The sequence below is a fragment of the Corallococcus sp. CA054B genome, assembly GCF_003611625.1.
Lineage (GTDB): Bacteria > Myxococcota > Myxococcia > Myxococcales > Myxococcaceae > Corallococcus > Corallococcus coralloides.
This window is the reverse complement of record NZ_RAVY01000033.1, coordinates 38,191-60,328: the sequence shown is the minus strand read 5'-3', so window position 1 is coordinate 60,328 and position 22,138 is coordinate 38,191. Positions and strand designations below refer to the sequence as shown.

At 70.8% G+C, this 22,138-nt stretch carries 19 protein-coding genes; 10 read left to right on the top strand and 9 right to left on the bottom strand.

All coding sequences use genetic code 11. The annotated features are described in order from the left end of the window. Both D7V80_RS11250 and D7V80_RS11245 read right to left on the bottom strand, forming a co-directional pair. The coding region (locus tag D7V80_RS11250; protein ID WP_147447042.1) for a hypothetical protein at positions 1 to 279 on the bottom strand (279 nt) is incomplete at its 3' end. Between the two features lie 92 nt (positions 280 to 371). Continuing rightward, positions 372 to 1,931, bottom strand: a complete 1,560-nt coding sequence (locus D7V80_RS11245; protein WP_120588139.1) for a ChaN family lipoprotein — start codon at positions 1,929 to 1,931, stop codon at positions 372 to 374. Positions 1,932 to 2,043: 112 nt separating this feature from the next. On the opposite strand from D7V80_RS11245, the gene D7V80_RS11240 reads away from it, so the two are divergent. Next, the gene (locus tag D7V80_RS11240) at positions 2,044 to 5,169 is read left to right on the top strand and encodes a TonB-dependent siderophore receptor (protein ID WP_120588138.1); all 3,126 of its coding nucleotides are present in this window, start codon (positions 2,044 to 2,046) and stop codon (positions 5,167 to 5,169) included. Then, complete coding sequence (locus D7V80_RS11235) at positions 5,169 to 5,999, top strand: 5'-nucleotidase C-terminal domain-containing protein (RefSeq protein WP_120588137.1); 831 nt, start codon at positions 5,169 to 5,171, stop codon at positions 5,997 to 5,999. Before D7V80_RS11240 ends, D7V80_RS11235 begins: the two co-directional genes overlap by 1 nt. Positions 6,000 to 6,046: 47 nt before the next feature. Here the strand turns inward: D7V80_RS11235 and D7V80_RS11230 are convergent, their stop codons facing one another. Next, positions 6,047 to 6,328: a TIGR04563 family protein gene (locus tag D7V80_RS11230; protein WP_014396355.1), complete on the bottom strand. Its 282-nt coding sequence runs from the start codon at positions 6,326 to 6,328 to the stop codon at positions 6,047 to 6,049. 9 nt (positions 6,329 to 6,337) lie between these two features. Further along, a complete protein-coding gene (locus D7V80_RS11225; protein ID WP_014396356.1) occupies positions 6,338 to 6,547 on the bottom strand; it encodes a TIGR04563 family protein in 210 nt (69 codons plus the stop codon). A gap of 432 nt (positions 6,548 to 6,979) precedes the next feature. On the opposite strand from D7V80_RS11225, the gene tilS reads away from it, so the two are divergent. The 8 genes from tilS (at position 6,980) to tsaE (ending at position 16,865) form a co-directional block, all read left to right on the top strand. Then, a complete protein-coding gene (gene tilS / locus D7V80_RS11220; protein WP_120588136.1) occupies positions 6,980 to 8,350 on the top strand; it encodes a tRNA lysidine(34) synthetase TilS in 1,371 nt (456 codons plus the stop codon). A 181-nt stretch (positions 8,351 to 8,531) separates the two neighbouring features. Further along, complete coding sequence (gene ftsH, locus D7V80_RS11215; RefSeq protein WP_120588135.1) at positions 8,532 to 10,448, top strand: ATP-dependent zinc metalloprotease FtsH; 1,917 nt, start codon at positions 8,532 to 8,534, stop codon at positions 10,446 to 10,448. 397 nt (positions 10,449 to 10,845) lie between these two features. Next, positions 10,846 to 12,069, top strand: a complete 1,224-nt coding sequence (gene folP / locus D7V80_RS11205) for a dihydropteroate synthase (RefSeq protein WP_120588145.1) — start codon at positions 10,846 to 10,848, stop codon at positions 12,067 to 12,069. 164 nt (positions 12,070 to 12,233) lie between these two features. Next, complete coding sequence (glmM, locus tag D7V80_RS11200) at positions 12,234 to 13,628, top strand: phosphoglucosamine mutase (protein ID WP_120588134.1); 1,395 nt, start codon at positions 12,234 to 12,236, stop codon at positions 13,626 to 13,628. Positions 13,629 to 13,729: 101 nt separating this feature from the next. Then, a complete protein-coding gene (locus D7V80_RS11195) occupies positions 13,730 to 14,455 on the top strand; it encodes a pyridoxine 5'-phosphate synthase (RefSeq protein ID WP_120562698.1) in 726 nt (241 codons plus the stop codon). A gap of 6 nt (positions 14,456 to 14,461) precedes the next feature. Next, entirely contained in the window at positions 14,462 to 14,836 is a 375-nt protein-coding gene (locus D7V80_RS11190; protein ID WP_120588133.1) for a holo-ACP synthase, read from the top strand. 14 nt (positions 14,837 to 14,850) lie between these two features. Beyond that, on the top strand, positions 14,851 to 16,383 hold the full coding sequence (locus D7V80_RS11185) for an NAD(P)H-hydrate dehydratase (protein WP_120588132.1): 1,533 nt from the start codon (positions 14,851 to 14,853) through the stop codon (positions 16,381 to 16,383). Then, positions 16,380 to 16,865 (top strand): tRNA (adenosine(37)-N6)-threonylcarbamoyltransferase complex ATPase subunit type 1 TsaE, encoded by a 486-nt coding sequence (gene tsaE / locus D7V80_RS11180; RefSeq protein ID WP_120588131.1) that lies wholly within the window; start codon positions 16,380 to 16,382, stop codon positions 16,863 to 16,865. The genes D7V80_RS11185 and tsaE overlap by 4 nt, the downstream gene beginning before the upstream one ends. 1 nt (position 16,866) lies before the next feature. Here the strand turns inward: tsaE and D7V80_RS11175 are convergent, their stop codons facing one another. From D7V80_RS11175 to D7V80_RS11155, 5 genes are all read right to left on the bottom strand, one after another. Beyond that, on the bottom strand, positions 16,867 to 17,736 hold the full coding sequence (locus D7V80_RS11175; RefSeq protein WP_120588130.1) for a class II glutamine amidotransferase: 870 nt from the start codon (positions 17,734 to 17,736) through the stop codon (positions 16,867 to 16,869). Between the two features lie 87 nt (positions 17,737 to 17,823). Further along, a complete protein-coding gene (gene hutI, locus D7V80_RS11170) occupies positions 17,824 to 19,089 on the bottom strand; it encodes an imidazolonepropionase (protein WP_120588129.1) in 1,266 nt (421 codons plus the stop codon). A 2-nt stretch (positions 19,090 to 19,091) separates the two neighbouring features. Then, positions 19,092 to 19,811, bottom strand: a complete 720-nt coding sequence (locus tag D7V80_RS11165; RefSeq protein WP_120588128.1) for a hypothetical protein — start codon at positions 19,809 to 19,811, stop codon at positions 19,092 to 19,094. A gap of 10 nt (positions 19,812 to 19,821) precedes the next feature. Further along, the gene (hutU, locus tag D7V80_RS11160; RefSeq protein ID WP_120588127.1) at positions 19,822 to 21,477 is read right to left on the bottom strand and encodes a urocanate hydratase; all 1,656 of its coding nucleotides are present in this window, start codon (positions 21,475 to 21,477) and stop codon (positions 19,822 to 19,824) included. A 129-nt stretch (positions 21,478 to 21,606) separates the two neighbouring features. Next, positions 21,607 to 22,044: a hypothetical protein gene (locus D7V80_RS11155; protein ID WP_120588126.1), complete on the bottom strand. Its 438-nt coding sequence runs from the start codon at positions 22,042 to 22,044 to the stop codon at positions 21,607 to 21,609. Positions 22,045 to 22,138 lie beyond the last annotated feature (94 nt).

The following is a 22,138-nucleotide window of genomic DNA, read 5'->3' as shown; positions in this document are numbered from 1 at the left end:
GCCCCCACCGCCGGACGGCGTTCCAAAGCTCCAGTCAGGCGTCCTCGGCTCCGAGTAGGAGGAGAGGTAGACCGTGCCGTCCGAGAAGCCGGCCTCCTCGCATGAGTCCCCGTCGAAGTAGCCGCAGTAGTCCCAGTCGTCGCACCAGAAGTCGCGGCACTCGTCTTCGGTGTCCTCATTGCAGAAGTAGATGGACGAGCCATGGACGCAGGCGCCCTGGGAGGCGAAGCACCCGGGCAGCACGAGGCCGACGGCGAGGGACAGGAGGACAGCGGACACAACGCCCGAAAGAGGACGAGGGGATGGGGTCATCCTCCGGAATGTAGCTTCAAGCCGGTGCGGGATTCAGCTGGGTCGTCGCCGCCACGGCCCTAGAGGCCGCGCAGGCGCGCGGCCCAGGCGAGGTAGGCGCCGCGCGGCTCCACGAGCGGGTCGCGGAAGAGGGCGCGGATGTCGGAGGTGTCCACCTGGCCGGCGTCGAAGGCCCGGTAGAGGCTGTCCCCCAGGAGGTAGCCGAGCGCGTGGCTGACGCCGTGGAACAGGCGGTCGCGGCGCAGGGGGAGGAGCTTCACGGCCTCGTCGGGGGCCTCGGACTCCGTGGCCTTGTGGGCGAGCACGAAGGCGGCGATCTGCCGCTCCAGGCCCCGGGCCTCGCCGAAGCGCTTCGCCCACTCCGTGACGTTGGGGCAGGTGCGGCGCGGGTTGATCAGCTTGGAGCCGAAGAAGCCCAGGGCCTCTTCCAGACAGCGTGCGTAGAAGGCCTCGGACGCGCCGCGCGGGGCGTCCATGGCGTCGCCCACGGCGCAGTGGCGCACGAAGTGGGCGGCCTCCTCCGCGGCGTGGTTGAGGGACAGCGACGCGAGGTAGGCCGTGCGCGCGCGCGGGATGTAGCTGCTCTCGCGCGACAGGATGTGCTTGCGCAGCTGGGACAGCTCCGCCTGGGTGAAGCGGCCCCGCCGGCGGATGCGGGCGAGCACGTCGCCGTCCGCCGCCGTCGTCACCTCCACCGAGTCCAGCTCGCGGCCCACGGGCACGCCCGCGAGCCCTCCGATGAGCTCCGCCATGTCCCGGAAGCGCTCCGCGGCGCTGCGGTCCAGGAGGGGCGCGTCGTCGCCTTCGGCCTCCAGGTAGTCCAGGAAGCTCTGCTGGCAGAGGACGGGTGAGGCGTTCATCAGGCACAGCGCGCCGTCCGCCAGCTCCACGGCCTCCGCGCTGCCCAGCCGGCCCTCGCGCGCGAGGCGCCACCAGAGCCCTTCGGCGTTCTGGTACACGACGAGGCCGCGGCGCGGATGGGCGTCTCCCAGCGCGCGCTCCACCTGCGCGGGCAGGTGGCAGGGCGCGGCGTGGAACTGGCCCACCAGCACCATCACCAGCGGGACGTCCCCCGCGCGGGCCACGTGGGCGATGCGCTCCGCGGCGAAGGCGTCGCGCAGGGCGAGCGAGCGCTCGCCCTGGGCCCGCCGGTCGATGGCGGCCACCTGGAGCTTGAGGCGCTTCGCGAAGGCGAGCACCGCGCGGATGCCGGCGCCGGGACCGAAGCCCGGGGTGGGGCCATGGCCCAGCCGGGACATCAGGGTGCGCTCGGGCAGGCGTCCCGCGAGGTACGCGTCGAGCGCGGCTTGATGACGGCCCTCCACGCACTCGAGCGCCAGCACGACGCGGCGGCCGGAGGCGAGGGCGCGCTCGGCGAGATCCAGGTAGGTCTGCTGGGCGAGCGGCAGCGTGTGGTAGTCGCCGACGTAGACGAGGTCCGACGCGGCGATGCGCTGGTGCACGTGGGACAGGGGGACCACGCGCTGATAGGTGCTCGTGCGCCGGCGGTAGCGGGCCTCGTAGGCGCGGAACGCTTCGGTGCGGCCTTCGACCACCCGGGCGATCTGGGCGCGTTGACGGCGGAAGAGGGCGAGGTGAAGGGCAAGCGACGCGCGCATGGAGCGACAGGCACCGTCGCATGCGCTCGCGGGGGCGGCAAAAAATCGGCGGGACGCGGGCAGGTGGCCTGCTTGACTCGCATGGCCCTGCAACGGACCATCGTCGTCAATCTTGCAGACCGTTCTTCCTCGCTCGCTCATCCTCTGTGCCGTGGTGTTCGCCGCGGCCCCCGTTCACGCGCAAGAGGCCGCGCTGCTGCACGCGTCGCCGCCGCGCGCCGCGGCCCGGCAGCCCCTCCAACTGGATGCGACGCTGGTGGATGGCGGCAAGGTGCTGGAGCTCTTCGTCCGCTATCGCGGCCCGGGCGAGGCGTACGTCCAGGTCCCCATGGAGCGGCAGTACGGAGACCTGTACCGCGCGGTGATTCCCTCCGAGCACATGGTGTCACCCGGCGTGGAGTATTTCGTCGAAGCGGCGATGGTGGATGGGGCGCGCACGCCGCTCTTCATGTCCGCGCTCCGGCCCGCGAGGGTGATGGTGGGGACTCAGACTCCGGAGCCACCGCCGGCCCGGGTGCCGCCGGGCCGCAAGGGGACCCGTGAAGCCCCCAGGTCCTCGCCCGACATCGATGCCTTCGCGCCGCCGTCGGGGGCAGGGGAGGACGATGACGCGACGCCGCCTCCTTCCATGGTGCGTCCGGAGGGAACGGGCGCACGTGCGGGGCCCCCCGATTCGCGGACATCGAATCGAGCGGACAGCGCGGACTCCCGTCCGGGAGCCTCCGACTCACGCGCAGCGAGCGCCTCCAGCGGTACGGATCCGCGGGCTTCGAACCGGGCGGCCGCGTCCGATTCACGCGCTTCGAACCGGCCGGACACGTCCGATTCACGCGCTTCGAACCGCACGGACGGTACGGACCCGCGAGCCCCCAACCGGACGGATGCACCGGATTCACGCACGGCCCGAACGGACAGTTCGCGCGCGCCGACCCGAACGGATGCGTCCGACTCTCGAGCGCCGACTCGCGCGAGCGGTACGGACTCGCGGACTCCCGGCCGCGCAGGCAGCGGAGACTCGCGCGGCGCCCGCGCTTCGAACTCCGACGACGCCATGGCCGCGCTCAACGCGGACCTTCCTCCAGCAGAGCCTCGCGCTGACTCCCGCGCGTCCTCCTCATCCCGCGGGACCCTGGACGACGACCTGGCGCTCTACAGCGCGGAGGACGTGCTCGCGGTGACGACCCTCCAGGAGGAGGCCGTCCGCACCGTGCCGGCCATCGGCGCCTCCTTCAACCGCGCGCAGATGATCGCTTTGGGCGCCCGCACGGTGGCGGACGTGCTGGACGTGGTGCCCGGTGTGTCCGTCAGCCGCGACGTGCAGGGCTTCCACCGCACCGCCATCCGTGGCCTGCGCAACGACGCGGAGGTGCTCTTCCTTCTCGACGGCCACCGCCTCAACAACTTCTTCGACGGCAAGGCGCTCATGAACCTGCCGGTGGAGAACCTGGAGCGGATCGAGGTCATCCGCGGCCCCGGCTCCGCCGTCTACGGCGCGGGCGCCTTCCAGGGCGTCGTCAACCTCGTCACCAACCGCGCGGACGGCGCGCGCGGCGCCATCACCACCGGCGGAGTGCCCCGCGACGACGGCCGCCTGGCGCTCGCCACCGACGGCCACCTGTCCGCCGCGCACACCACCGGCGACCTGCGCCTGTTCGCGGACCTGGACGTCTGGTCCCAGGAGGGTGATTCGCTCGTCATCGACCACGACGCGCTCGACGACGAGGCCGTGGCCCAGGGCCTGCGCGACGTGGACCAGCCCGCGGGCCGCACCCGCGACGGCCGCTTCCTCCTCAACGCGGGCGGAGGCGTGTCCTACGGCCTGGACAGCGCCGGCCGCCTGGGCGTCACCGCGCGCTACCTCTCAGAGAAGCGCGACGCGCTCGTCGGTCTGTTCGACACCGTCGGCAACGACTCGCAGCTGTCCTGGGACATGCTGCTCGCGGACCTCACCTGGGAGCGGCCCTTCTCCGACGGCGGTCAGGTGCGCGCCCGGCTGGGCTTCGATCAGCAGTCCACCAACCGCCTGTTCCAGCTCACGCCGCTCGACTTCCGCACCGGGGACGGCCTGGACCGCCGCTTCCCCGAGGGACTCCAGGAGCAGACGCAGGTCACCGTGCGCACCGTGACGGCCTCCGTGGACGCGGACTTCGCGCTGGCGAAGGAGAACCACCTCACCCTGGGCTTCGTCGCCGAACAGCAGTCGCTGTCCCAGTACGCCTACACCACGAACTACACGCTCGACGGCCGCCTGCGCCCCAGCCCCGCCGCCCCCGAAGGGCTGGTGGACCTCACGCAGGGCGCGGCCTCCCGGCGCTTGAACCTGGGCCTCTCCGCGCAGGACCAGTGGACCGTGCTCTCCGCGCTCACGCTCACCTTCGGCCTGCGCCTGGACGCCATCCAGCTCCCGGACGCGGAGGCGTCAGGCACGCTCGACGCCAGCAAGATGGTGGTGCGGGTCAACCCGCGCGTGGGCCTGGTCATCGCGGCGTCGGACGCGCTGGTGCTCAAGGCGCTGTACGGCCGCGCCTTCCGCGCCCCCACGCCCCAGGAGCTGGTCGAGCGCATCCCCGACACCGACTACAACCAGGGCCGCTTCGAGGGAAACCCGCTCCTGAAGCCCACCACCGTGGACACCTTCGAGCTGGGCATGGACCTGGTCCAGGCCGCGGGCGACACCCGCGTGCGCGTGCGCGCCAACGCCTTCCTGCAGAACTTCGCCTCGCCCATCACCCCCGTGGACACCAGCGGCAACATCGTCCCCCTGCGCAACCGCGAGCTGGGCGTGCGCGTGTACGGCGTGGAGGCGGAGGCCCGCCTGGAGGCGTCCAAGCGCGCCGTCGCGTGGGTCAACGCCAGCCTGTCCCGCGCGCAGGACCTGGAAGTGCCGGAGCAGTCCCGGCTGCTCACGGACGTGCCCCAGGCGCGCTTCAACGCGGGCGTGTCCATGCCCATGGGGGACTGGCTGAACCTGGACGTGGTGGTGCGCTCCGGCGCCGAGCGCCGCAACAACAACCGCTCCACGCTGGAGCTCATCCGCCGCTACGAGATCCCCGCCTACAGCCTCATCACCGCGCAGCTGCGCACCGAGCCCTTCTGGGAGCACTTCGAGGTGACGCTCTACGCCCAGAATTTCTTCGACCACGACCTGCGCGACGACGTGCCCCGGCCGGACCGCGTCACCGGCCTGCTGCCGCGCGAGGGCGTGTCCGGCTACCTCACCCTGAGGGCCTCCTACTGATGGACCGCCGCCACCTCACCGCCGCGCTCGCCGCGCTCACGCTGCTGCCCGGCTGCCTCGCGTACAACGACTCCTGCACCCCGCTGGTGGACGACCCCGACGCCGTCGTGGGCTACCTGGGCGAGGAAGTGCAACTGGGCTCCGCCTTCACCCGCCACGACAACAACGCGCTGGGGCAGCTGGCCGCGGACGCGTTCCTCCACGCGGAGGACGGCGCCGCGAAGCCCACGGACCTGGGCATCATCAACGGCGGCTCGCTGCGCGATGAAGGCCTGTGCGTCACCCGCACGTCCCTGCGCACGGGGCCGCTCACCGACGGCGTCCTGCACGAGGTCATCCTCTTCGAGAACCTCCTCGTGACGGTGGACCTCACGGAGAAGCAGCTCGTGGACCTCTTCGAGCACTCCGTGGAGGCGCTGGCCGTGGAGGGGCAGGCCATCGTGTCGCCGTCCGGCGCCTTCCTCCACGTGTCCGAGGGCACCACCCTGCGCGTGGACTGCGGGCGTCCGGCGGGCCAGCGCGTGACGGCGCTGCGGGTGCGTGGACGCGACGTGTCCATCCCCGCGCGCGACGACGCGTCCATCCGCTACCGGGTGGCGATGTCCACGTTCCTGCTGGAGGGAGGGGACGGCTACGGCGGCATCCTGGGCAACGCGGGACAGGACCCGGACCGCAACCCGGTGACTGCGCGCAAGCAGGGCGGCACGGACGCCAACATCGTGGCGGCGTACATGAAGAGCACGTACCCCAGCCCGGTCCAGGCGCTGAAGGAAGCCCCGCGCATCGTCTTCACCAACTGCGCCCGGCCCTCCCGGCCCGCCCCGCGCTGACGTCGCGCGCGGTGTCGGACTTGCGGGGGCCGGGGTGGACGGCGCCCTTACGGCTTGGAGGGCTCGTCCGAAGAGGCCGGGGCGCTGGACGTCACCACCGCCGGAGCGGAGGTGGCCGTCTGCGCCGCGGCGGCCACCGGCCGTGGAGGCAGGGGGCCCAGCACGTCATTGACCGAAGGCATGCGGCGGATGTCCGCGCGGGCGACCTTCCATGCCTGCTGGACGATCCACGACAGGGAACGATCCTGCCGCGTCGCCTCACGCTGGATCTCTTCCAGCATGTCCTCGGGGAAGTAGAGGGATTGCTTGCGGTGATCCGTGGTGGCCATTGCCCTGCCTTACGGCCTTTCTTCGCGCGGGTCCGTGCGCTCGTCGCCCGTGACATCGTTCACGGCAGGGAATGACTTGATGCGGTCGCGGGCGATCTTCCAGGCCTGCTGCACCACCCATGAGAGGGAGCGGTCCTGCCGGTTCGCCTCCTCCTGGATCTCCTTCAGCATCTCCTCGGGGAAGTACAGCGACTGCTTGCGCTTGTCGGTGCCTGCCATGCCTGGGTCTCCGGGGCGGATTCGAGGTGACGACCTGAACACACCGGAGCGGTTATCCGACAGACGCCCTGAAGGGTCAACGGTTTCGGAGCACTCAAGCGTGCGCCCGGAGGCTGAACGCCCCACTTCCGACAATGGGTGGCAGGGAAAAGAGAAACGCCCCGGCCTCCGCGAGGGAGACCGGGGCGCTTCGGAAAGAGGGACCGCAGGGAGCGAATCTCCGAGCGGCCCCGTGGACCCAGAGGGGGAGGGGGGGGACCCCTAGGTCCAACGTCATGAAGTCCAGAACGTCCGACCAACAACCGCGAAGCGCCGTTCTATTTCCGCCCCGCGTCCCTGCATTGTGGGAATCATGGAATGCATCCCCACGCCTTCCGTCCACCGCGAATCTGTAACCCGGTCATCTGACACTCCATTCCGATCGCTGGCGCCATGCCTCGCGCGTCTCCTGAAAGTTCCCCGCTGCCCGGCAAGCTCGCCCGCTCGTATGCCGAGCACGGCGCCCGCTCGCGCTCGGTGCTGCTGGCCGTCTCCGGAGGCGCGGACTCCACCGCGCTCCTCGTGGGAACGGCGCGCGTGCGCGAGGCGCTGGCGCTGCGCGTGGAGGTGGCGACGGTGGACCATGGCCTCCGGGCGGAGGCCGCGGAGGAGGTGACCTCCGTCGTAGGCCTGGCCGAGCGACTGGGGCTGACCTGCCACGTCCGGAGGCTCGCGCTGTCGCCCGGAGCGGGGCTGGAGGCGCGGGCGCGCGAGGCGAGGTACGCGACCCTGGAGGTCCTGCGACAGGAGCGCGGGCTGGACTTCGTGGCCACCGGCCACACGCTCGACGACCAGGCGGAGACGCTGCTGATGCGCCTGTCCCGGGGGACGGCGCTCCGGGGCGCACGCGCCATCCACGCCCGCGCGGACACGCTGCTCCGCCCGCTGCTCGCGTGCTCGCGCGAGGACGTGCTCGCCTTCCTGGCCACCGAGGAGGTGGGGTTCGTGGTGGATCCGATGAACGCGGACCCCTCCTACTTCCGCACGCGCGTACGGAAGGACGTGCTCCCCGCGCTCAACCGCGCCGCGGGCTTCAGCACGGTGGAGCACCTGGCCACCTTCGCGCGGCTCGCCTCCGAGGACGAGGCCCTGCTCGAGGGGCTTGCGGACGGGGCGTGGGCGCGGCTGGTGCTGACCGGAGGCGGGCTGGATGCCGTGGGGCTCCGCGCGCTGGAGCCGCCGTTGTGGCGCCGCGTGCTCGCACGGCTGCTGGGCTTGGCGGGCGCGCGGGTGGATCACGCCACGCTGGAGCGCGCGCGGGAGGTGATTGCGCGCGGGGGCGTCATGCCGCTGAGCGACGGCTTCCTCCTGAAGGCCTCCGGCGGGCGGGTGCGCTGCGTGGCGCCGGGAGGGGAATCACCGCCCGCTCCGCTGGTGCTCGCGGGGCCGGGGGCCCAGGGGAACTTCGGCGCGTGGCGCTTCCAGGTGGCCGCGGAAGGATTGCCGCCCCCAGGCGTGTTGGCCCTGGTGTTGAAGGAGGGGACGGCGTGGCCGCTCACGGTGCGTTCCAGAATGCAGGGCGACCGCGTCCGGACGCGCGCGGGCCACCGCAAGGTGCAGGACGTGATGGTGGATGCCCGCGTCCCTTCGGAAGAGCGCGACGCTCGACCCGTGGTGGTGGACGCGCGCGGCGTGCCGCTGTGGCTTCCCGGCATCCTGCCGCGCTTCGTCGAACCCGGAGCGGCTTCGCGCGAGGTGGCTTCCCGACACTCCCTGTGGGCCTTTCCTCCGCTCACGAGCGAACGGAAGACCCCTCCGTTATAGAGTCGAAGCTCTGAATCAGGGGATGGTCGCGGTCCCCTAAATAGTTGAGGGCTTTTTGCTGTTGCTGATACGGTCCGTCGCTGGCCTGCACACGGGCGGGCGCCGGGCACATGACGAACTTCGCCAGGGTTCTTCCTGGCACGGCCCTCATCCCGCCGAGTACCGAAAGGGCAGCTGAAACGTGCGTTCGACCTACAAGACCATCGGGCTCTGGGTCATCCTGATCGTCCTCTTCGTCGCCTTCTACAATTTCTTCTCCCAAGGCAACGAGCAGGTGCAGGAACCGACCTTCACCCAGCTTCTGACCAAGGTGGAGGAGAAGAAGGTCCGTGCCGTCTCCGTCAAGGGCAACACCTACTCCGGCACGTTCAGCGACTCGAACGACAAGTTCCGGACGACGGGGCCCGCGCCGGACGTGGCCGTGCTCAACCAGCTCCGCGCCTCTGGCGTGGACGTGAAGTACGAGCGCGAGGAGCAGAACAGCCTCTGGCTGACCATCCTCGGGCAGTGGATGCCCGTCGTCTTCCTGTTCCTGTTCTTCATCTTCTTCATGCGCCAGCTCCAGGGCGGCAGCGGCAAGGCGATGACGTTCGGGAAGTCGAAGGCGAAGCTCCTCAGCGAGAGCCACAACAAGGTCACGTTCGCGGACGTGGCCGGAGTGGACGAGTGCAAGGAGGAGCTGGAGGAGATCGTCGCCTTCCTCAAGGACCCCAAGAAGTTCACCAAGCTGGGTGGCCGCATCCCCAAGGGCGTCCTGATGATGGGCCCTCCGGGCACGGGCAAGACGCTGCTCGCCCGCGCGGTGGCCGGTGAAGCGGGCGTCCCGTTCTTCTCCATCTCCGGCTCGGACTTCGTGGAGATGTTCGTGGGCGTCGGCGCCAGCCGCGTGCGCGATCTGTTCGAGCAGGGCAAGAAGAACGCCCCCTGCATCATCTTCATCGACGAGATCGACGCCGTGGGCCGCCACCGTGGCGCGGGCCTGGGCGGCGGTCACGACGAGCGTGAGCAGACGCTCAACCAGCTGCTGGTGGAGATGGACGGCTTCGAGTCCAACGACGGCGTCATCCTCATCGCCGCCACCAACCGTCCGGACGTGCTGGACCCGGCGCTCCAGCGCCCGGGCCGCTTCGACCGCCGCATCATCGTTCCCCGTCCGGACCTCAAGGGCCGCCTGGGCGTGCTGAAGGTGCACACCCGCCGCGTGCCGCTGGCCCCGGAGGTGGAGCTGGAGGTCATCGCCCGCGGAACGCCCGGCATGACGGGCGCGGACCTGGAGAACCTGGTCAACGAGTCGGCCCTGATGGCCGCGCGCCAGAACAAGGAGCGCGTGGACCTGGCGGACTTCGAGCAGGCGAAGGACAAGGTCTTCATGGGCCCGGAGCGCCGGTCCATGATCATGACCGACAAGGAGAAGCGGAACACGGCCGTCCACGAGGCCGGCCATGCGCTCCTCGCCAAGCTGCTGCCCGGCTGCGACCCGCTGCACAAGGTCACCATCATCCCGCGCGGTCAGGCCCTGGGCGTCACCTGGAGCCTGCCCACCGAGGACAAGGTGAACGGCTACCGCAAGCAGATCCTCGACCAGATCACCATGGCCATGGGTGGCCGCATCGCCGAAGAGCTCATGTTCAACGAGATGAGCAGCGGCGCGGCGAACGACATCGAGCGTGCGACGGAAACGGCGCGCGCCATGGTGTGCCGCTGGGGCATGAGCGAGAGGATGGGCCCGCTGGCGTTCGGCAAGAGCGACGGTGAGGTCTTCCTGGGCCGCGACTTCAACTCGTCCAAGGACTACTCCGAGGACACCGCCCGGCAGATCGACTCGGAGGTCCGCAGCATCGTGGTGGGCTGCTACACCCTGGGCAAGCAGCTGCTCACGGACAAGCTGGACGTGCTCCAGCGCGTGTCCGACGCCCTGGTGGAGTACGAGACGCTCGACGCCGAGGACGTGAACATCATCCTCCAGGGTGGCCAGCTCACCCGTGAGCGCCCGGCGCCGCGCGTGAGCTCCACGCCGAAGCCGACGGAGAAGAAGGACAAGCGGAAGATCCTCGACGCGCTCGAGGGCCTGCCCAACATGGAGCCGAAGAAGGCGTAACGCCCCTCAAGGCTTCCTCCTGAAGTGACGAAGGCCCTTCCCGTGAACCGGGGAGGGCCTTTTCGTTTGTCTTCGTGAACTCCAGGCACCACTCCGGGCCCTCGGCATTCCCTCCCTGGGGCCGTGTCCCCTGTCCGCGAGCGGATTCGTGCTGGCACCACGGGGCTGGGAAGGCCTCGTTGGGGGACGACACGTCGATGCGCAATGGATGAAAGCGGGAGCGCAGGGCGCAGCGGCGTTGGCGATGCTGGCGGCGTTGCCACGGTGCGGCGGAGTGACGGGGGCGGAGGACGCGGTCCAGGAGGGGGCCGCGTTCCTGCCGTCCTCCCTTCCCTGGATCGCGCGAAGCGGCGACACTGATTGCTCGCCGTCCTCATGCTCCGAAGGGGTCCTGACCGTGCTGCGCGCACGCCTCATCTCCCGCGACCGTCCCGACGACCTGTCGCTGGTCCTCCGCCGCCTGAACCTGTCCCCCCGCAACCGCGAACACCTGACGCGCGAGCTGGGCTATGCGCACGTGCTCGTCACCGGGGGCCGTCCCTCCTACGAGGAGGAGCTGGTGCCGCCGTACGGCTCCAAGGAGCGGGAGAAGCTGCCCACCTGGACGCCGGGCGGACACGTGGACCACCCGGGTGAGGTGCTCCTGTCCGGCAGCCGCCAGCAGTTCGACCGGCTGATCTCGCTCGCCCGCAAGTCGCCGCGCACGGATGGCCTGGCGCGCGTGCTGGAGGAGGTGCTGTCCCCCGCGCCCATGCCGGCATTGACGCTGAGCGGGCGCCGGTTCGAGTGGGGCACGCGCACGTACCTCATGGGCGTGGTGAACGTGACGCCGGACAGCTTCTCCGACGGCGGCAGCTTCCCGGACGCGGCCAGCGCCGTGGAGCACGCGCTGAAGCTGGTGGACGCGGGCGCGGACATCCTCGACGTGGGCGGTGAGTCCACCCGGCCGGGCTCGCTCCCGGTGTCCGCGGACGAGGAGCTGGCGCGCATCCTCCAGGTGGTGGAGGGCCTCAAGCGCCGCTCCACCGTGCCCATCTCCGTGGACACCACGAAGGCGGCGGTGGCGAAGGAGGCGCTCAAGGCCGGCGCCCACCTCATCAACGACATCACCGGCTTCCACTCGGACCCGGCGCTGGCGGGCGTGGTGGCCGCCGCGGGCGCCGCGTGTTGCCTCATGCACACCCAGGGCATGCCGAAGACGATGCAGGAGGCGCCCCGCTACCAGGACGTGGTGGGCGAGGTCATGGACTACCTGGAGGAGGGGATGTTCCAGGCCACCGAGGCCGGCATCCCTCGCGAGCGCATCCTCCTGGACCCGGGCATCGGGTTCGGCAAGACGCTGGAGCACAACCTCTTCCTCCTGCGCCGCCTGGACGAGCTGCGGGGATTGGGGCAGCCCCTGCTGGTGGGCACCAGCCGCAAGTCCTTCCTTGGGAAGCTGACGGGCGGCAAGGGCCCCCAGGAGCGCCTGGCGGCCACCCTGGGCTCCGTGGCGGCCATGGCCGTCCTGGGGGGCGCGGACGTGGTACGGGTGCACGACGTGGGCGAGACGCGGGACGCGCTGGCCGTGGCGGACGCCATCCGGAGGGCCCGGGGCGGCGGCGACCTGTACGGCGGCTGACGGGGGCAAGCCCCCGCGTCGCAAACAGGCCGGGTCCGCACGCCTGGGCGCTTGCCTGGGTGACACCGCATCCCTAGCTTCGGGCCCATGTGCTGGACGGGGTATAAGCCCCGGACGCGAGTGGCCGGAGCCCTTCCGGCAATGGGAAAGGTGGAGCGGCACACATGGCGTACAGGATGGACATGCCCCCCAAGGAAGCGCAGAAGACGGAGCGGCTGTTCGGCACGGACGGCGTTCGTGGCGTGGCCAACGTCTATCCGATGACGGCCGAGGTCGCGATGAAGCTCGGCCGCGCCCTGGCGTACCTCATCCGCAACGGTCCGCACCGCCACCGCGTCATCGTGGGCAAGGACACGCGCCTCTCCGGCTACATGCTGGAGCAGGCCCTGGCCGCCGGTCTCATCTCCATGGGCGTCGACGTGGAGCAGGTGGGCCCGCTGCCCACGCCCGGCATCTCCAACCTCACCACGTCCATGCGCGCGGACGCGGGCGCCGTCATCTCGGCGTCCCACAACCCGTACCAGGACAACGGCATCAAGTTCTTCTGGCGCGACGGCTTCAAGCTGCCGGACGAGACGGAGGCCAAGATTGAAGAGCTGGTCTCCAGCGGGGAGATCGACAACATCCGCCCCACGGCGACGAAGATCGGCCGGGCCATCCGCCTGGACGACGCGCGCGGCCGCTACATCGTCTACCTGAAGGCCACGTTCCCCCGCGAGCTGACGCTGGAGGGGATGACCATCGTGGTGGACTGCGCCAACGGCGCGGCGTACCGCACGGCGCCCGCGGTGCTGGAGGAGCTGGGCGCGAAGGTCATCGCGCTGGGCGTGTCCCCGGACGGCAAGAACATCAACCACAAGTGCGGCGCGCTCCACCCGGAGGGCCTGGCCAAGGCGGTGGTGAAGCACGGCGCCCACCTGGGCGTCGCGCTGGACGGCGACGCGGACCGCCTCATCGTCGTGGACGAGAAGGGCAACGTCGTGGACGGCGATGCCATCATGGCCATCTGCACGGGTGAGCTCGTCGCGCGCAAGGAGCTGAAGAAGAAGACGCTCGTCTCCACGGTGATGAGCAACATCGGCCTGGAGCGCGCGGTGTCCCAGTGGGGCGTGAAGGTGGTCCGCACGCGCGTGGGCGACCGGCACGTCGTGGACGAGATGCGCCGCAACGGCTACAGCCTGGGCGGCGAGCAGAGCGGCCACCTCATCTTCCTGAACCACACCACCACGGGCGACGGCACGCTCGCGGCGCTCCAGCTCTTGGCCGTGATGTGCCGCCAGCAGAAGCCGCTGTCGGAGCTGGCCTCCATCTTCCAGCCGGTGCCGCAGACGCTGCTCAACGTCGTGGTGAAGCAGAAGAAGGAGCTGGGTGAGCTGCCCACGGTGATGAAGGCCATCAAGAACGTGGAGCAGAAGCTGGGCAGCAACGGCCGCGTGCTGGTGCGCTTCTCCGGCACGGAGCCCAAGGCCCGCGTCCTGATTGAAGGCGAGGACGCGGCGCGCAACGAGGCGTACGCCCGCGAAATCGTCGAGGCGCTCTCCAAGGCGCTCAACGGTTAGCGACAGCGGTTGACTTCCGGACGCCGGCCACGAATAGAGGGGCCGGCGCGGGCCCGGGCCTTCGGACAATCCCGCACCGCGCCAGCGCAAGGAGCGGGACGATGGGACAGCGACTGGGTGTCAACGTGGATCACGTGGCGACGCTGCGGCAGGCGCGGCGCACCGTGTATCCGGATCCGGTGACGGCCGCGGCGATGGCGGAGCTGGCTGGCGCCCGGCAGATCACCATCCACCTGCGCGAGGACCGGCGCCACATCCAGGACCGGGATCTGCGCATCCTCCGTGAGACGGTGCAGACGCTCCTGAACCTGGAGATGGCCGCCACCGCGGAGATGGTGAAGATCGCCTACGAGTACAAGCCGGACGTGGTGACGCTCGTCCCCGAGCGGCGCGAGGAGCTCACCACCGAGGGCGGCCTGGAAGTGGCCGGCCAGCGCGAGTCCATCGCGAAGATCATCAAGAACCTCAAGGACGGGGAGATCGCCGTCTCGCTGTTCATCGATCCGGACCTGGACCAGGTGCGCGCGTCGCACAAGGTGAACGCGGACCGGGTGGAGCTGCATACGGGCCGCTACTGCGAGGCGCGCAACGAGAAGGAGCGCGCGCGGGAGCTGGCGCGCATCGTGGACGCGGCCAAGGCGAGCGCCAAGCTGGGCATGGGCGTGGCCGCCGGGCACGGGCTCAACTACGACAACGTGCAGGCCATCGCGCGCATCCAGGAGATCGACGAGCTGAACATCGGGCACGCCATCGTGGCGCGCGCGGTGCTGGTGGGCTTCGAGCGCGCGGTGCGTGAGATGCTCGAACTGATGCGCGACCCGGGGTAGGCCCGCATGCCCATCGTCGGACTGGGGTTGGACCTCTGCTCCATCGAGCGCATCCAGCGCATCCTCGACGGTCCGCGCGCGGAGGCGTTCCTCGCGCGCGTGTACACCGACGGCGAGCGCGCGTACTGCGCGCCCCGGCACGACGCGGCCAGCGCGTACGCGGCGAGGTTCGCGGCGAAGGAGGCGCTGGTGAAGGCGATGGGCGTGCCTCCGGGCGTGAAGTGGCGGGACATGGAGGTGGTGCGCGAGGGCGGTCCGCCGCGCTTCGTGCTCTCCGGAGTGGCCCGTGAAGTGATGGAAGCGCGGGGGTGGGAGGCGATGCTCGCGCTCACCCATGATGCCGGCGTGGCCGCGGCCACGGTGGTGCTCCAGACGAAGTAGGGAGGTTGGAAGCCATGCAGCGCGTGCTCACCGCGAACCAGATGCGTGAGGCCGAGAAGGCCGCCGAAGAGCAGCACGGGATGCCGTCCGGGTTGTTGATGGAGAACGCGGGCCGGGCGCTCGCGGAGGCCGCCCGGAGCGTCGCGGGGCAGGGCGGGCGCTTCACGGTGCTGTGCGGCCCCGGCAACAACGGCGGGGACGGCCTGGTCGCCGCGCGCTTCCTCTTGGAGGGGGGCGCCCGGGTGGTGGTGTCGCTGGTGGGGGACACCGGCAAGCTGACCCCGGAGGCGAAGCGCAACCTCCAGGCGCTGGAGGGCTTCGGTGAGTCGCCCCGCGCCTTCGAGGCCCTGCCGGAGGCGGGCCCGGGCGACGTGGTGGTGGACGCCCTCTTCGGCACGGGGCTCAAGCGCGCGCCGGAGGGCGTCTTCGCGGACGCCATCGGCACGGTCGCGCGGTGGCGGCGCGCGGGAGCGAAGGTGGTGGCCGCGGACGTGCCGTCCGGCCTGCAGAGCGACACGGCGGAGCCCTTCTCGCCGTGCGTGGAGGCGGATGTCACGGTGGCCTTTGGCTTCGTGAAGCCCGCGCATGAATTGGAGCCCGGCGCATCGCTGTGCGGCGACGTGCGGCGCGTGGACATTGGCCTGGGCGGTGAGTCCACGCGCGCGGTGTCAGGGGCGGAGCTGTTCCGCGTGGAGGAGAAGGACGCGCGCGAGGCGCTGCCCAGGCGGCGCGCGGATTCGCACAAGGGCACCTACGGCCACGTGCTGGTGGTGGCGGGCAGCCCGGGCAAGACGGGCGCCGCGGCGATGGTGGCCCTGTCCGCGCTGCGCAGCGGGGCGGGGCTCGTCACGGTGGCCACGCGCCCGGAGGCGCTGCCGTGGGTGATGGCGCACTCGCCGGAGATCATGGGCATCCCGCTGCCGGGTGAAGGCCCGCTGGGGAAGGGCGACCTGGAGGCCCTCAAGGCCGCGCTGGAGGGCAAGGACGCGCTGGTGATGGGGCCGGGCATCCCCCGGGGCCCGGAGACGGGCGCGCTGATTGGCGACCTGCTGGCGTCCGTGGAGGTGCCCACGGTGCTGGACGCGGACGCGCTCAACGCGGTGGCCGAGGACCTCAAGGTGCTGCGGGAGGCGAAGGGGCCCGTGGTGCTCACGCCGCATCCCGGGGAGATGGCGCGGCTGTGGGGCCGGACGACGAAGGACGTGCAGGCGCACCGCGTGGGCGTGGCGCTCAACCTGGCCACGTCGCTCAACTGCACGGTGGTGCTCAAGGGCTCGCGCACGCTCATCGCGGAGGCCGGCGGGCGCGTGTTCATCAACCCCACTGGCAACGCGGGCATGGCCACCGGCGGCACGGGCGACGTGCTGTCGGGCGTGTGCGGCGCGCTGCTCGCGCAGGGGATCCCGCTGCCCAAGGCCGCGTGGACGGCGGTGTACGCGCACGGGCTCGCGGGCGACCTGATGGCGCGGGAGCGCGGGCTGATGGGCCTCATCGCCACGGACCTGCTGATTGGGCTGGGCCACGTCTGGACGCGGTGGGAGCGATGAGCGGAGATGCGCAGCCCACGCGCTCGCGGCGGCTCGTGTCTCCTTCACCGGAGGAGACGCACCGGCTGGGCGTGAAGCTGGGACAGCTGCTCCAGCCCGGGGACTTCGTGGGGCTGATTGGCGACCTGGGCGCGGGCAAGACGCACCTGGTGCGCGGCGTGGCGGAAGGGGCGGGGGTGGCGCAGTCGGAGGTGGCCAGTCCCACCTTCGCCATCGTGTACCCGTACGCGGGCCGCATCCCGCTGTACCACGCGGACCTGTACCGCCTGACGGACTACGACGAGCTGTACGCCACCGGGTTCCTGGACCTGGTGGGCGGCGACCACGCGATGCTGGTGGAGTGGTTGGACCGCATCCCCCAGGCCGCGCCGCGCGACTTCCTGCGCGTCACGCTCCGTCATGAGGGAGAGGACGCGCGGAGCCTCGACGTGGAGGCCTTCGGCGCGCGTCCGGCCGCGTTGCTCGACGCGTGGCTTGCCTGAATCAGACCGCGGCGTGCTGCTCTGGCGGCCGCGGGTTCAGCACCCCGTCCGCCAGCGTCTGCACCTTCCAGCGGTGGAACACGAGCCGCGAGTCCACGCCCACCACGTCCTCTTCATCCACCGGCACCCAGTGCGGCCCGCCGCACAGCGACTCGCTGGCGACCAGGAACTGCTGAAGCGGCACGCCCGTGTTCGGTGCGCGCAGGACCTCCGGGCAACCGCCGATGCCGGACGAGATGAAGAGGGTGCGGTTGCGGCGCGTGGCCACCATCGCCTCGCCGTCCGTGACGAGGAAGTTCATCGCGGAGCGCTCCTTCGGCTCGCGGCTCCCCGGCACGTCCGTCAGCGTGGACACCAGCGTCATCGTCTCCGCGAGCGCCTGCGCCATCGCCTCCACGCTCACCGCGCCGTCGAGCGGCCCGCGCGCCGACAGCCGCGACAGGAACAGGTAGAAGCAGCGCTCGCTGTCCGTGGTGCCCTTGATGTTGACGCGCAGCTCCGGGTGGATGAGCGCTTCCACGGTCGCCTTGTGCTTCGCGAACTCGCGCAGCGTGCCGTTGTGCACGAAGGACCAGCGGCCGAAGTAGAACGGGTGCGAGTTGCGCAGCTCCACCGCGCCCACGCTCGCCAGCCGGATGTGCGCCACCACCGTGCGCGCGGAGACCTGGCTCGACACGCGCTCGAAGTCGGGGTCGCAGTGCGCGGGGCCCACACCATGCGCGACGAGCGGCGAGGACTCCGGCCCGTACGTGGCGATACCCCAGCCGTCCTTGTGTTCACGCGACTGGATGAGGAGGGAATTCCTCTCCGTCACAAGGGCGGTATGGACAGCAGCGGGAACAGCACTCCTGAATCCAAATAATCGGCACATGGTGGCAGCTGATCTCTACAACGGCCGGCCCACGAGGGAAGTTCCACCTGCCCCCTTGTCTGATGCCAGTTGTTCAGCGGCATCCACTCAGGGGCAGTGATTCATACGCGCGCGAAACACCACACGCCCGCCCTTCACCACCACACGCGCGTGACTGATACCCAGATGATAAGGCAGATGCCGGTAGCTGCGACAGGCGAACACCACCAGGTCGCCCGCATCACCCACGGCCAGACGCCCCTGCCGTTGCAACCCCAAGCATTGCGCGGCCCCTCGGGTAGCGCCCCAGTAGGCCTCCGCGGCTGACAGGCCGTTCTCCAGGCAGGCGAGCCCCAGCACCAGCGCCAGGTTCTCCGTCATGGAGGAGCCGGGATTCACGTTGGAACCCAAAGCAATGTTGACGCCCGCGTCGCGCAGCTTCCGGCCGGGCGCGTAGGGGCGCATGCGCAGGAAGAGGGTAGAGGTAGGCACGAGTACGGCGGTGACGTTCGCGGCGGCGAGCGCGCGGATGCCCTCGTCCGTGACCTGCTCCAGGTGGTCCGCGCTGGCGGCGCCCACCTCCGCGGCGAGCGCCGAAGCGCCGCACGCGGTGAGCTGATCCGCGTGCAGGCGCGGTGTGAGGCCCAGCGCCTTGCCCGCGTTGAGCAGCCGGCGGGACTCCTCCACGGTGAAGGCGCTGTCCTCGGTGAAGACGTCGCAGAAGCGCGCCAGGCCCTCGCGCGCCACGGCGGGCAGGATTTCGTTGATGCAGAGGTCCAGGTACTCGGCGCGGCGGTCCTTGTACTCCGGGGGCACCGAGTGCGCGCACAGCAGCGTGGGCACCAGCTCCAGCGGTGACAGCGCGCCCAGGCGGCGCACCGCGCGCAGCATCTTCAGCTCATCCGCCAGATTCAGGCCGTAACCGCTCTTCACCTCGGCGGTCGTCACGCCCTGCGCGAGCAGCCGCTCCAGGCGGGGCAGGGCGAGCGTGGCCAGCTCCTCCTCGCTCGCGGCGCGCGTGGCGCCCACCGTGTTGGCGATGCCGCCGCCGGCCTTGGCGATTTCGAGGTACGTGGCGCCCTGGTTGCGCAGGTCGAACTCGTGGGAGCGCTCGCCCGCGAACACCAGGTGCGTGTGCGGATCCACGAAGCCCGGGCCCACGAAGCCGCCCTCGGCGTCGATGACTTCCGTCGCGTCCGTGAGCGCGCCCTTGGGCAGGCCGGACTCCGGGCCCACGTAGGCCACGCGGCCGTCCTTCACGCCAATGCCCGCTCCCGGGCGCGGGGTGAGGGCTGCTTCCGCGGGCTCGCGGTGGGTGCCCTCCACGGTGAGCACCTCGGAGGTGTTGCGCACCCACAGGTCCAGGGCTTCCATGCTCAGCGTCCTCCGCGTGCGCCCATGACAGGCGCGTTCCAGCTCGTGTCACCCGAGTGCGCCCGGCCGAAGCCGCCGGACAGCTCCAGCTTCGTGCGCGTCTCGCCGAACTTGAGCTGCGCCGCCACCACGGCGCCGTAGAAGTGCGTCGTCACCTGCGAGCCGGGGTTCACCAGCGACTGCTGCACGCTGAAGAACGGCACCAGGCCCAGCGACATGCCGGGCTCCGGCTGCACGGTGAAGGAGCAGGTGGCCTCCACGCCGAACAGGCTGCTGGTGCTGTCCGTCTCACCCAGCCCGAAGTCGGACGCGCCTCGGATGGAGAGGGCCGGCGCCAGGCCCACCTTCTCCGAGCCGATGTAATACGACATGCCCGAGTACACGCCGTAGGCGGGCACCGGCAGGCCGACGAACTCGCCCTGCAGGCCCACGTGCCACGACAGCCGGTCGCTCACGGGCACCGTCACCGAGCCGTCGAGGTTGATGCCCCACTGCTCGTTCTGGAAGGGCTTCGCGTCACCCTGGAAGGTGCCGTTCTCCCCGCGCTCCGACAGCTGCGGGGCGTTGAGGCGGGGGCCGGCGCGCAGGCCCAGCTGGAAGAAGTTCTGCTGGGGCACGCCCGGGCCCAGGCGCATCACCATGGGCCCGGCGGTGGTGGGCGTGCAGCCAGCGAGCACACCCATCACCGCGGTCATCACGAAGGGTCGGACGCGTCGTGGCATCCGCCGCACTCTAGGCGGTGAGGCCGGGGATGCGCACGCCCCGCTCCTTCGCCACGTCGATGGCCTCCGGGTAGCCCGCGTCCGCGTGGCGCAGCACGCCCATGCCGGGGTCGGACGTGAGCACGCGCTCGATGCGGCGCGCGGCCTCCGGCGTGCCGTCCGCGACGATGACCTGGCCCGCGTGCAGCGAGTAGCCCATGCCCACGCCGCCGCCGTGGTGGAACGACACCCACGAGGCGCCGTTCACCGCGTTCACCAGCGCGTTGAGGATGGGCCAGTCCGCCACCGCGTCCGAGCCGTCCTTCATGGCCTCCGTCTCGCGGTTGGGGGACGCGACGCTGCCGCAGTCCAGGTGGTCGCGGCCAATCACGATGGGCGCCTTCACCTCGCCCTTGCGGACCAGCTCGTTGAACGCGAGGCCCGCCTTGGCGCGCTCGCCGTAGCCCAGCCAGCAGATGCGCGCGGGCAGGCCCTGGAACGCCACGCGCTCCTGGGCCATGTCCAGCCAGCGGTTGAGCGACGCCTTCTGCGGGAAGAGCTCGCGCACCGCGCGGTCCGTGCGGCGGATGTCCTCCGGGTCTCCGGACAGCGCCACCCAGCGGAAGGGCCCCAGGCCCTCGCAGAACAGCGGGCGGATGTACGCGGGCACGAAGCCGGGGAACTCGAAGGCGTTCTCCATGCCGCCCACCTTCGCCTGGCCGCGCAGGTTGTTGCCGTAGTCGAAGACGTGGCTGCCGGCGGCCTGGAAGTCGTTCATGGCCTGCACGTGCATGATCATCGACTCGCGGGCGCGCTTCACGTAGCCCTCCGGGTCGCGCTTGCGCAGCTCCGCGGCGGCCTCCAGCGACAGGTCCGTGGGGATGTAGCCGTTGAGCGGATCATGCGCGCTCGTCTGGTCCGTGACGAGGTCCGGCTTGATGCCGCGCTTGTACAGCTCCCGGAACACCGACGCCGCGTTGCCGATGATGGCGATGGAGCGGCCCACGCGCTTCTGCTGCGCGTCCTTCGCCAGGGCCAGCGCCTCATCCAGGTCCTTGGCCACGACGTCCAGGTAGCGCGTCTCCACGCGGCGCTGGGCGCGGTGCGGATCGATTTCCACGCCCAGGAACACGGCGTTGTTCATGGTCGCGGCCAGGGGCTGCGCGCCGCCCATGCCGCCCAGGCCACCGGAGAGGATGAGGCGGCCGGCCAGGTCCTCGCTGCCGAAGTGGAAGCGGCCCGCGGCGGCGAAGGTCTCGTAGGTGCCCTGCAGGATGCCCTGCGTGCCGATGTAGATCCACGAGCCGGCCGTCATCTGGCCGTACATCATCAGGCCCTTCTTCTCCAGCTCGTGGAAGTGCTCCCAGTTGGCCCAGTGGCCCACGAGGTTGGAGTTGGCGATGAGCACGCGCGGCGCGTCCGGGTGCGTGCGCAGGATGCCCACGGGCTTGCCGGACTGCACGAGCAGCGTCTCCTCGTCGGTGAGGCTCTGGAGGCTCTGGACGATGCGGTCGAAGGACGGCCAGTCCCGGGCGGCCTTGCCGGTGCCGCCGTAGACGACCAGGTCTCCGGGCTGCTCGGCCACCTCCGGGTCGAGGTTGTTCATCAGCATCCGGAGCGCGGCCTCCTGCACCCAGCCCTTGCAGGAGAGGGTGGTGCCGCGAGAGGCGCGGATGATGCGGGACATGCGGAAGACTCCTGGAAAGGGGGCGCCAGGAAGGGGCGCTCGGGGCGGGCACCCTAACCGAACCCCCGGGGCCGCGGGGGGCTTGCGTGCAGGGACAGCGTTGCTCCCGGACACGCTGGACGCCGTGCGTCAGTAGTCCTTGCGCGCGTCGATGTAGGCGCTGAAGTGGAACACGTTGGTGGAGTCGTAGAACTTGAAGTAGTTGCCAGCGCCCGCGGGCAGGCTCAGCCAGTAGGCGGTGCCCGAGCAGCCGGTGCAGATGAACGCGCCGTTGCGGCGGATGTTCCAGATGCCGGTGATGTCATCCACGGTGGTCGCGATGGCCGGCGAGCCCACCAGTTCGAAGTCGTACTCGTTGCCGCCCGCGAACCCGTGGAAGTTCACGAACGCGGTGTTGGTGGACTGGTTCCAGGAGACGACAACGTTGGCGCTCGTCACCGGGTAGCGCCCGGTGGTGTCGGCGACGTAGAGGCCCTGGCTGGACCAGATGCTGTGGACCATCGGCGCGGCCAGGGCGGGGAGGGACAGGAACAGCGCGGCGACGACGGCGGAACGGAAGGCCTTCATGGGGGGATGCCTCCTGCTGCGGGGGTGACGCGGAGCGCCGGGGGGCACTCCGCGTGAACCCCATTGTTGCACGAGCCCCGTGAGGCTTGAAATC

Excerpts from the sequence above, each read along its gene's own strand:
- D7V80_RS11245 (WP_120588139.1), bottom strand. The coding sequence starts at position 1,931 with ATGCGCGCGTCGCTTGCCCTTCACCTCGCCCTCTTCCGCCGTCAACGC.
- D7V80_RS11235 (WP_120588137.1), top strand. The coding sequence starts at position 5,169 with ATGGACCGCCGCCACCTCACCGCCGCGCTCGCCGCGCTCACGCTGCTG.
- D7V80_RS11230 (WP_014396355.1), bottom strand. The coding sequence starts at position 6,328 with ATGGCCACCACGGATCACCGCAAGCAATCCCTCTACTTCCCCGAGGAC.
- D7V80_RS11225 (WP_014396356.1), bottom strand. The coding sequence starts at position 6,547 with ATGGCAGGCACCGACAAGCGCAAGCAGTCGCTGTACTTCCCCGAGGAG.
- tilS (WP_120588136.1), top strand. The coding sequence starts at position 6,980 with ATGCCTCGCGCGTCTCCTGAAAGTTCCCCGCTGCCCGGCAAGCTCGCC.
- glmM (WP_120588134.1), top strand. The coding sequence starts at position 12,234 with ATGGCGTACAGGATGGACATGCCCCCCAAGGAAGCGCAGAAGACGGAG.
- D7V80_RS11195 (WP_120562698.1), top strand. The coding sequence starts at position 13,730 with ATGGGACAGCGACTGGGTGTCAACGTGGATCACGTGGCGACGCTGCGG.
- D7V80_RS11190 (WP_120588133.1), top strand. The coding sequence starts at position 14,462 with ATGCCCATCGTCGGACTGGGGTTGGACCTCTGCTCCATCGAGCGCATC.
- D7V80_RS11185 (WP_120588132.1), top strand. The coding sequence starts at position 14,851 with ATGCAGCGCGTGCTCACCGCGAACCAGATGCGTGAGGCCGAGAAGGCC.
- tsaE (WP_120588131.1), top strand. The coding sequence starts at position 16,380 with ATGAGCGGAGATGCGCAGCCCACGCGCTCGCGGCGGCTCGTGTCTCCT.
- D7V80_RS11175 (WP_120588130.1), bottom strand. The coding sequence starts at position 17,736 with ATGTGCCGATTATTTGGATTCAGGAGTGCTGTTCCCGCTGCTGTCCAT.
- hutI (WP_120588129.1), bottom strand. The coding sequence starts at position 19,089 with ATGGAAGCCCTGGACCTGTGGGTGCGCAACACCTCCGAGGTGCTCACC.
- D7V80_RS11165 (WP_120588128.1), bottom strand. The coding sequence starts at position 19,811 with ATGCCACGACGCGTCCGACCCTTCGTGATGACCGCGGTGATGGGTGTG.
- hutU (WP_120588127.1), bottom strand. The coding sequence starts at position 21,477 with ATGTCCCGCATCATCCGCGCCTCTCGCGGCACCACCCTCTCCTGCAAG.
- D7V80_RS11155 (WP_120588126.1), bottom strand. The coding sequence starts at position 22,044 with ATGAAGGCCTTCCGTTCCGCCGTCGTCGCCGCGCTGTTCCTGTCCCTC.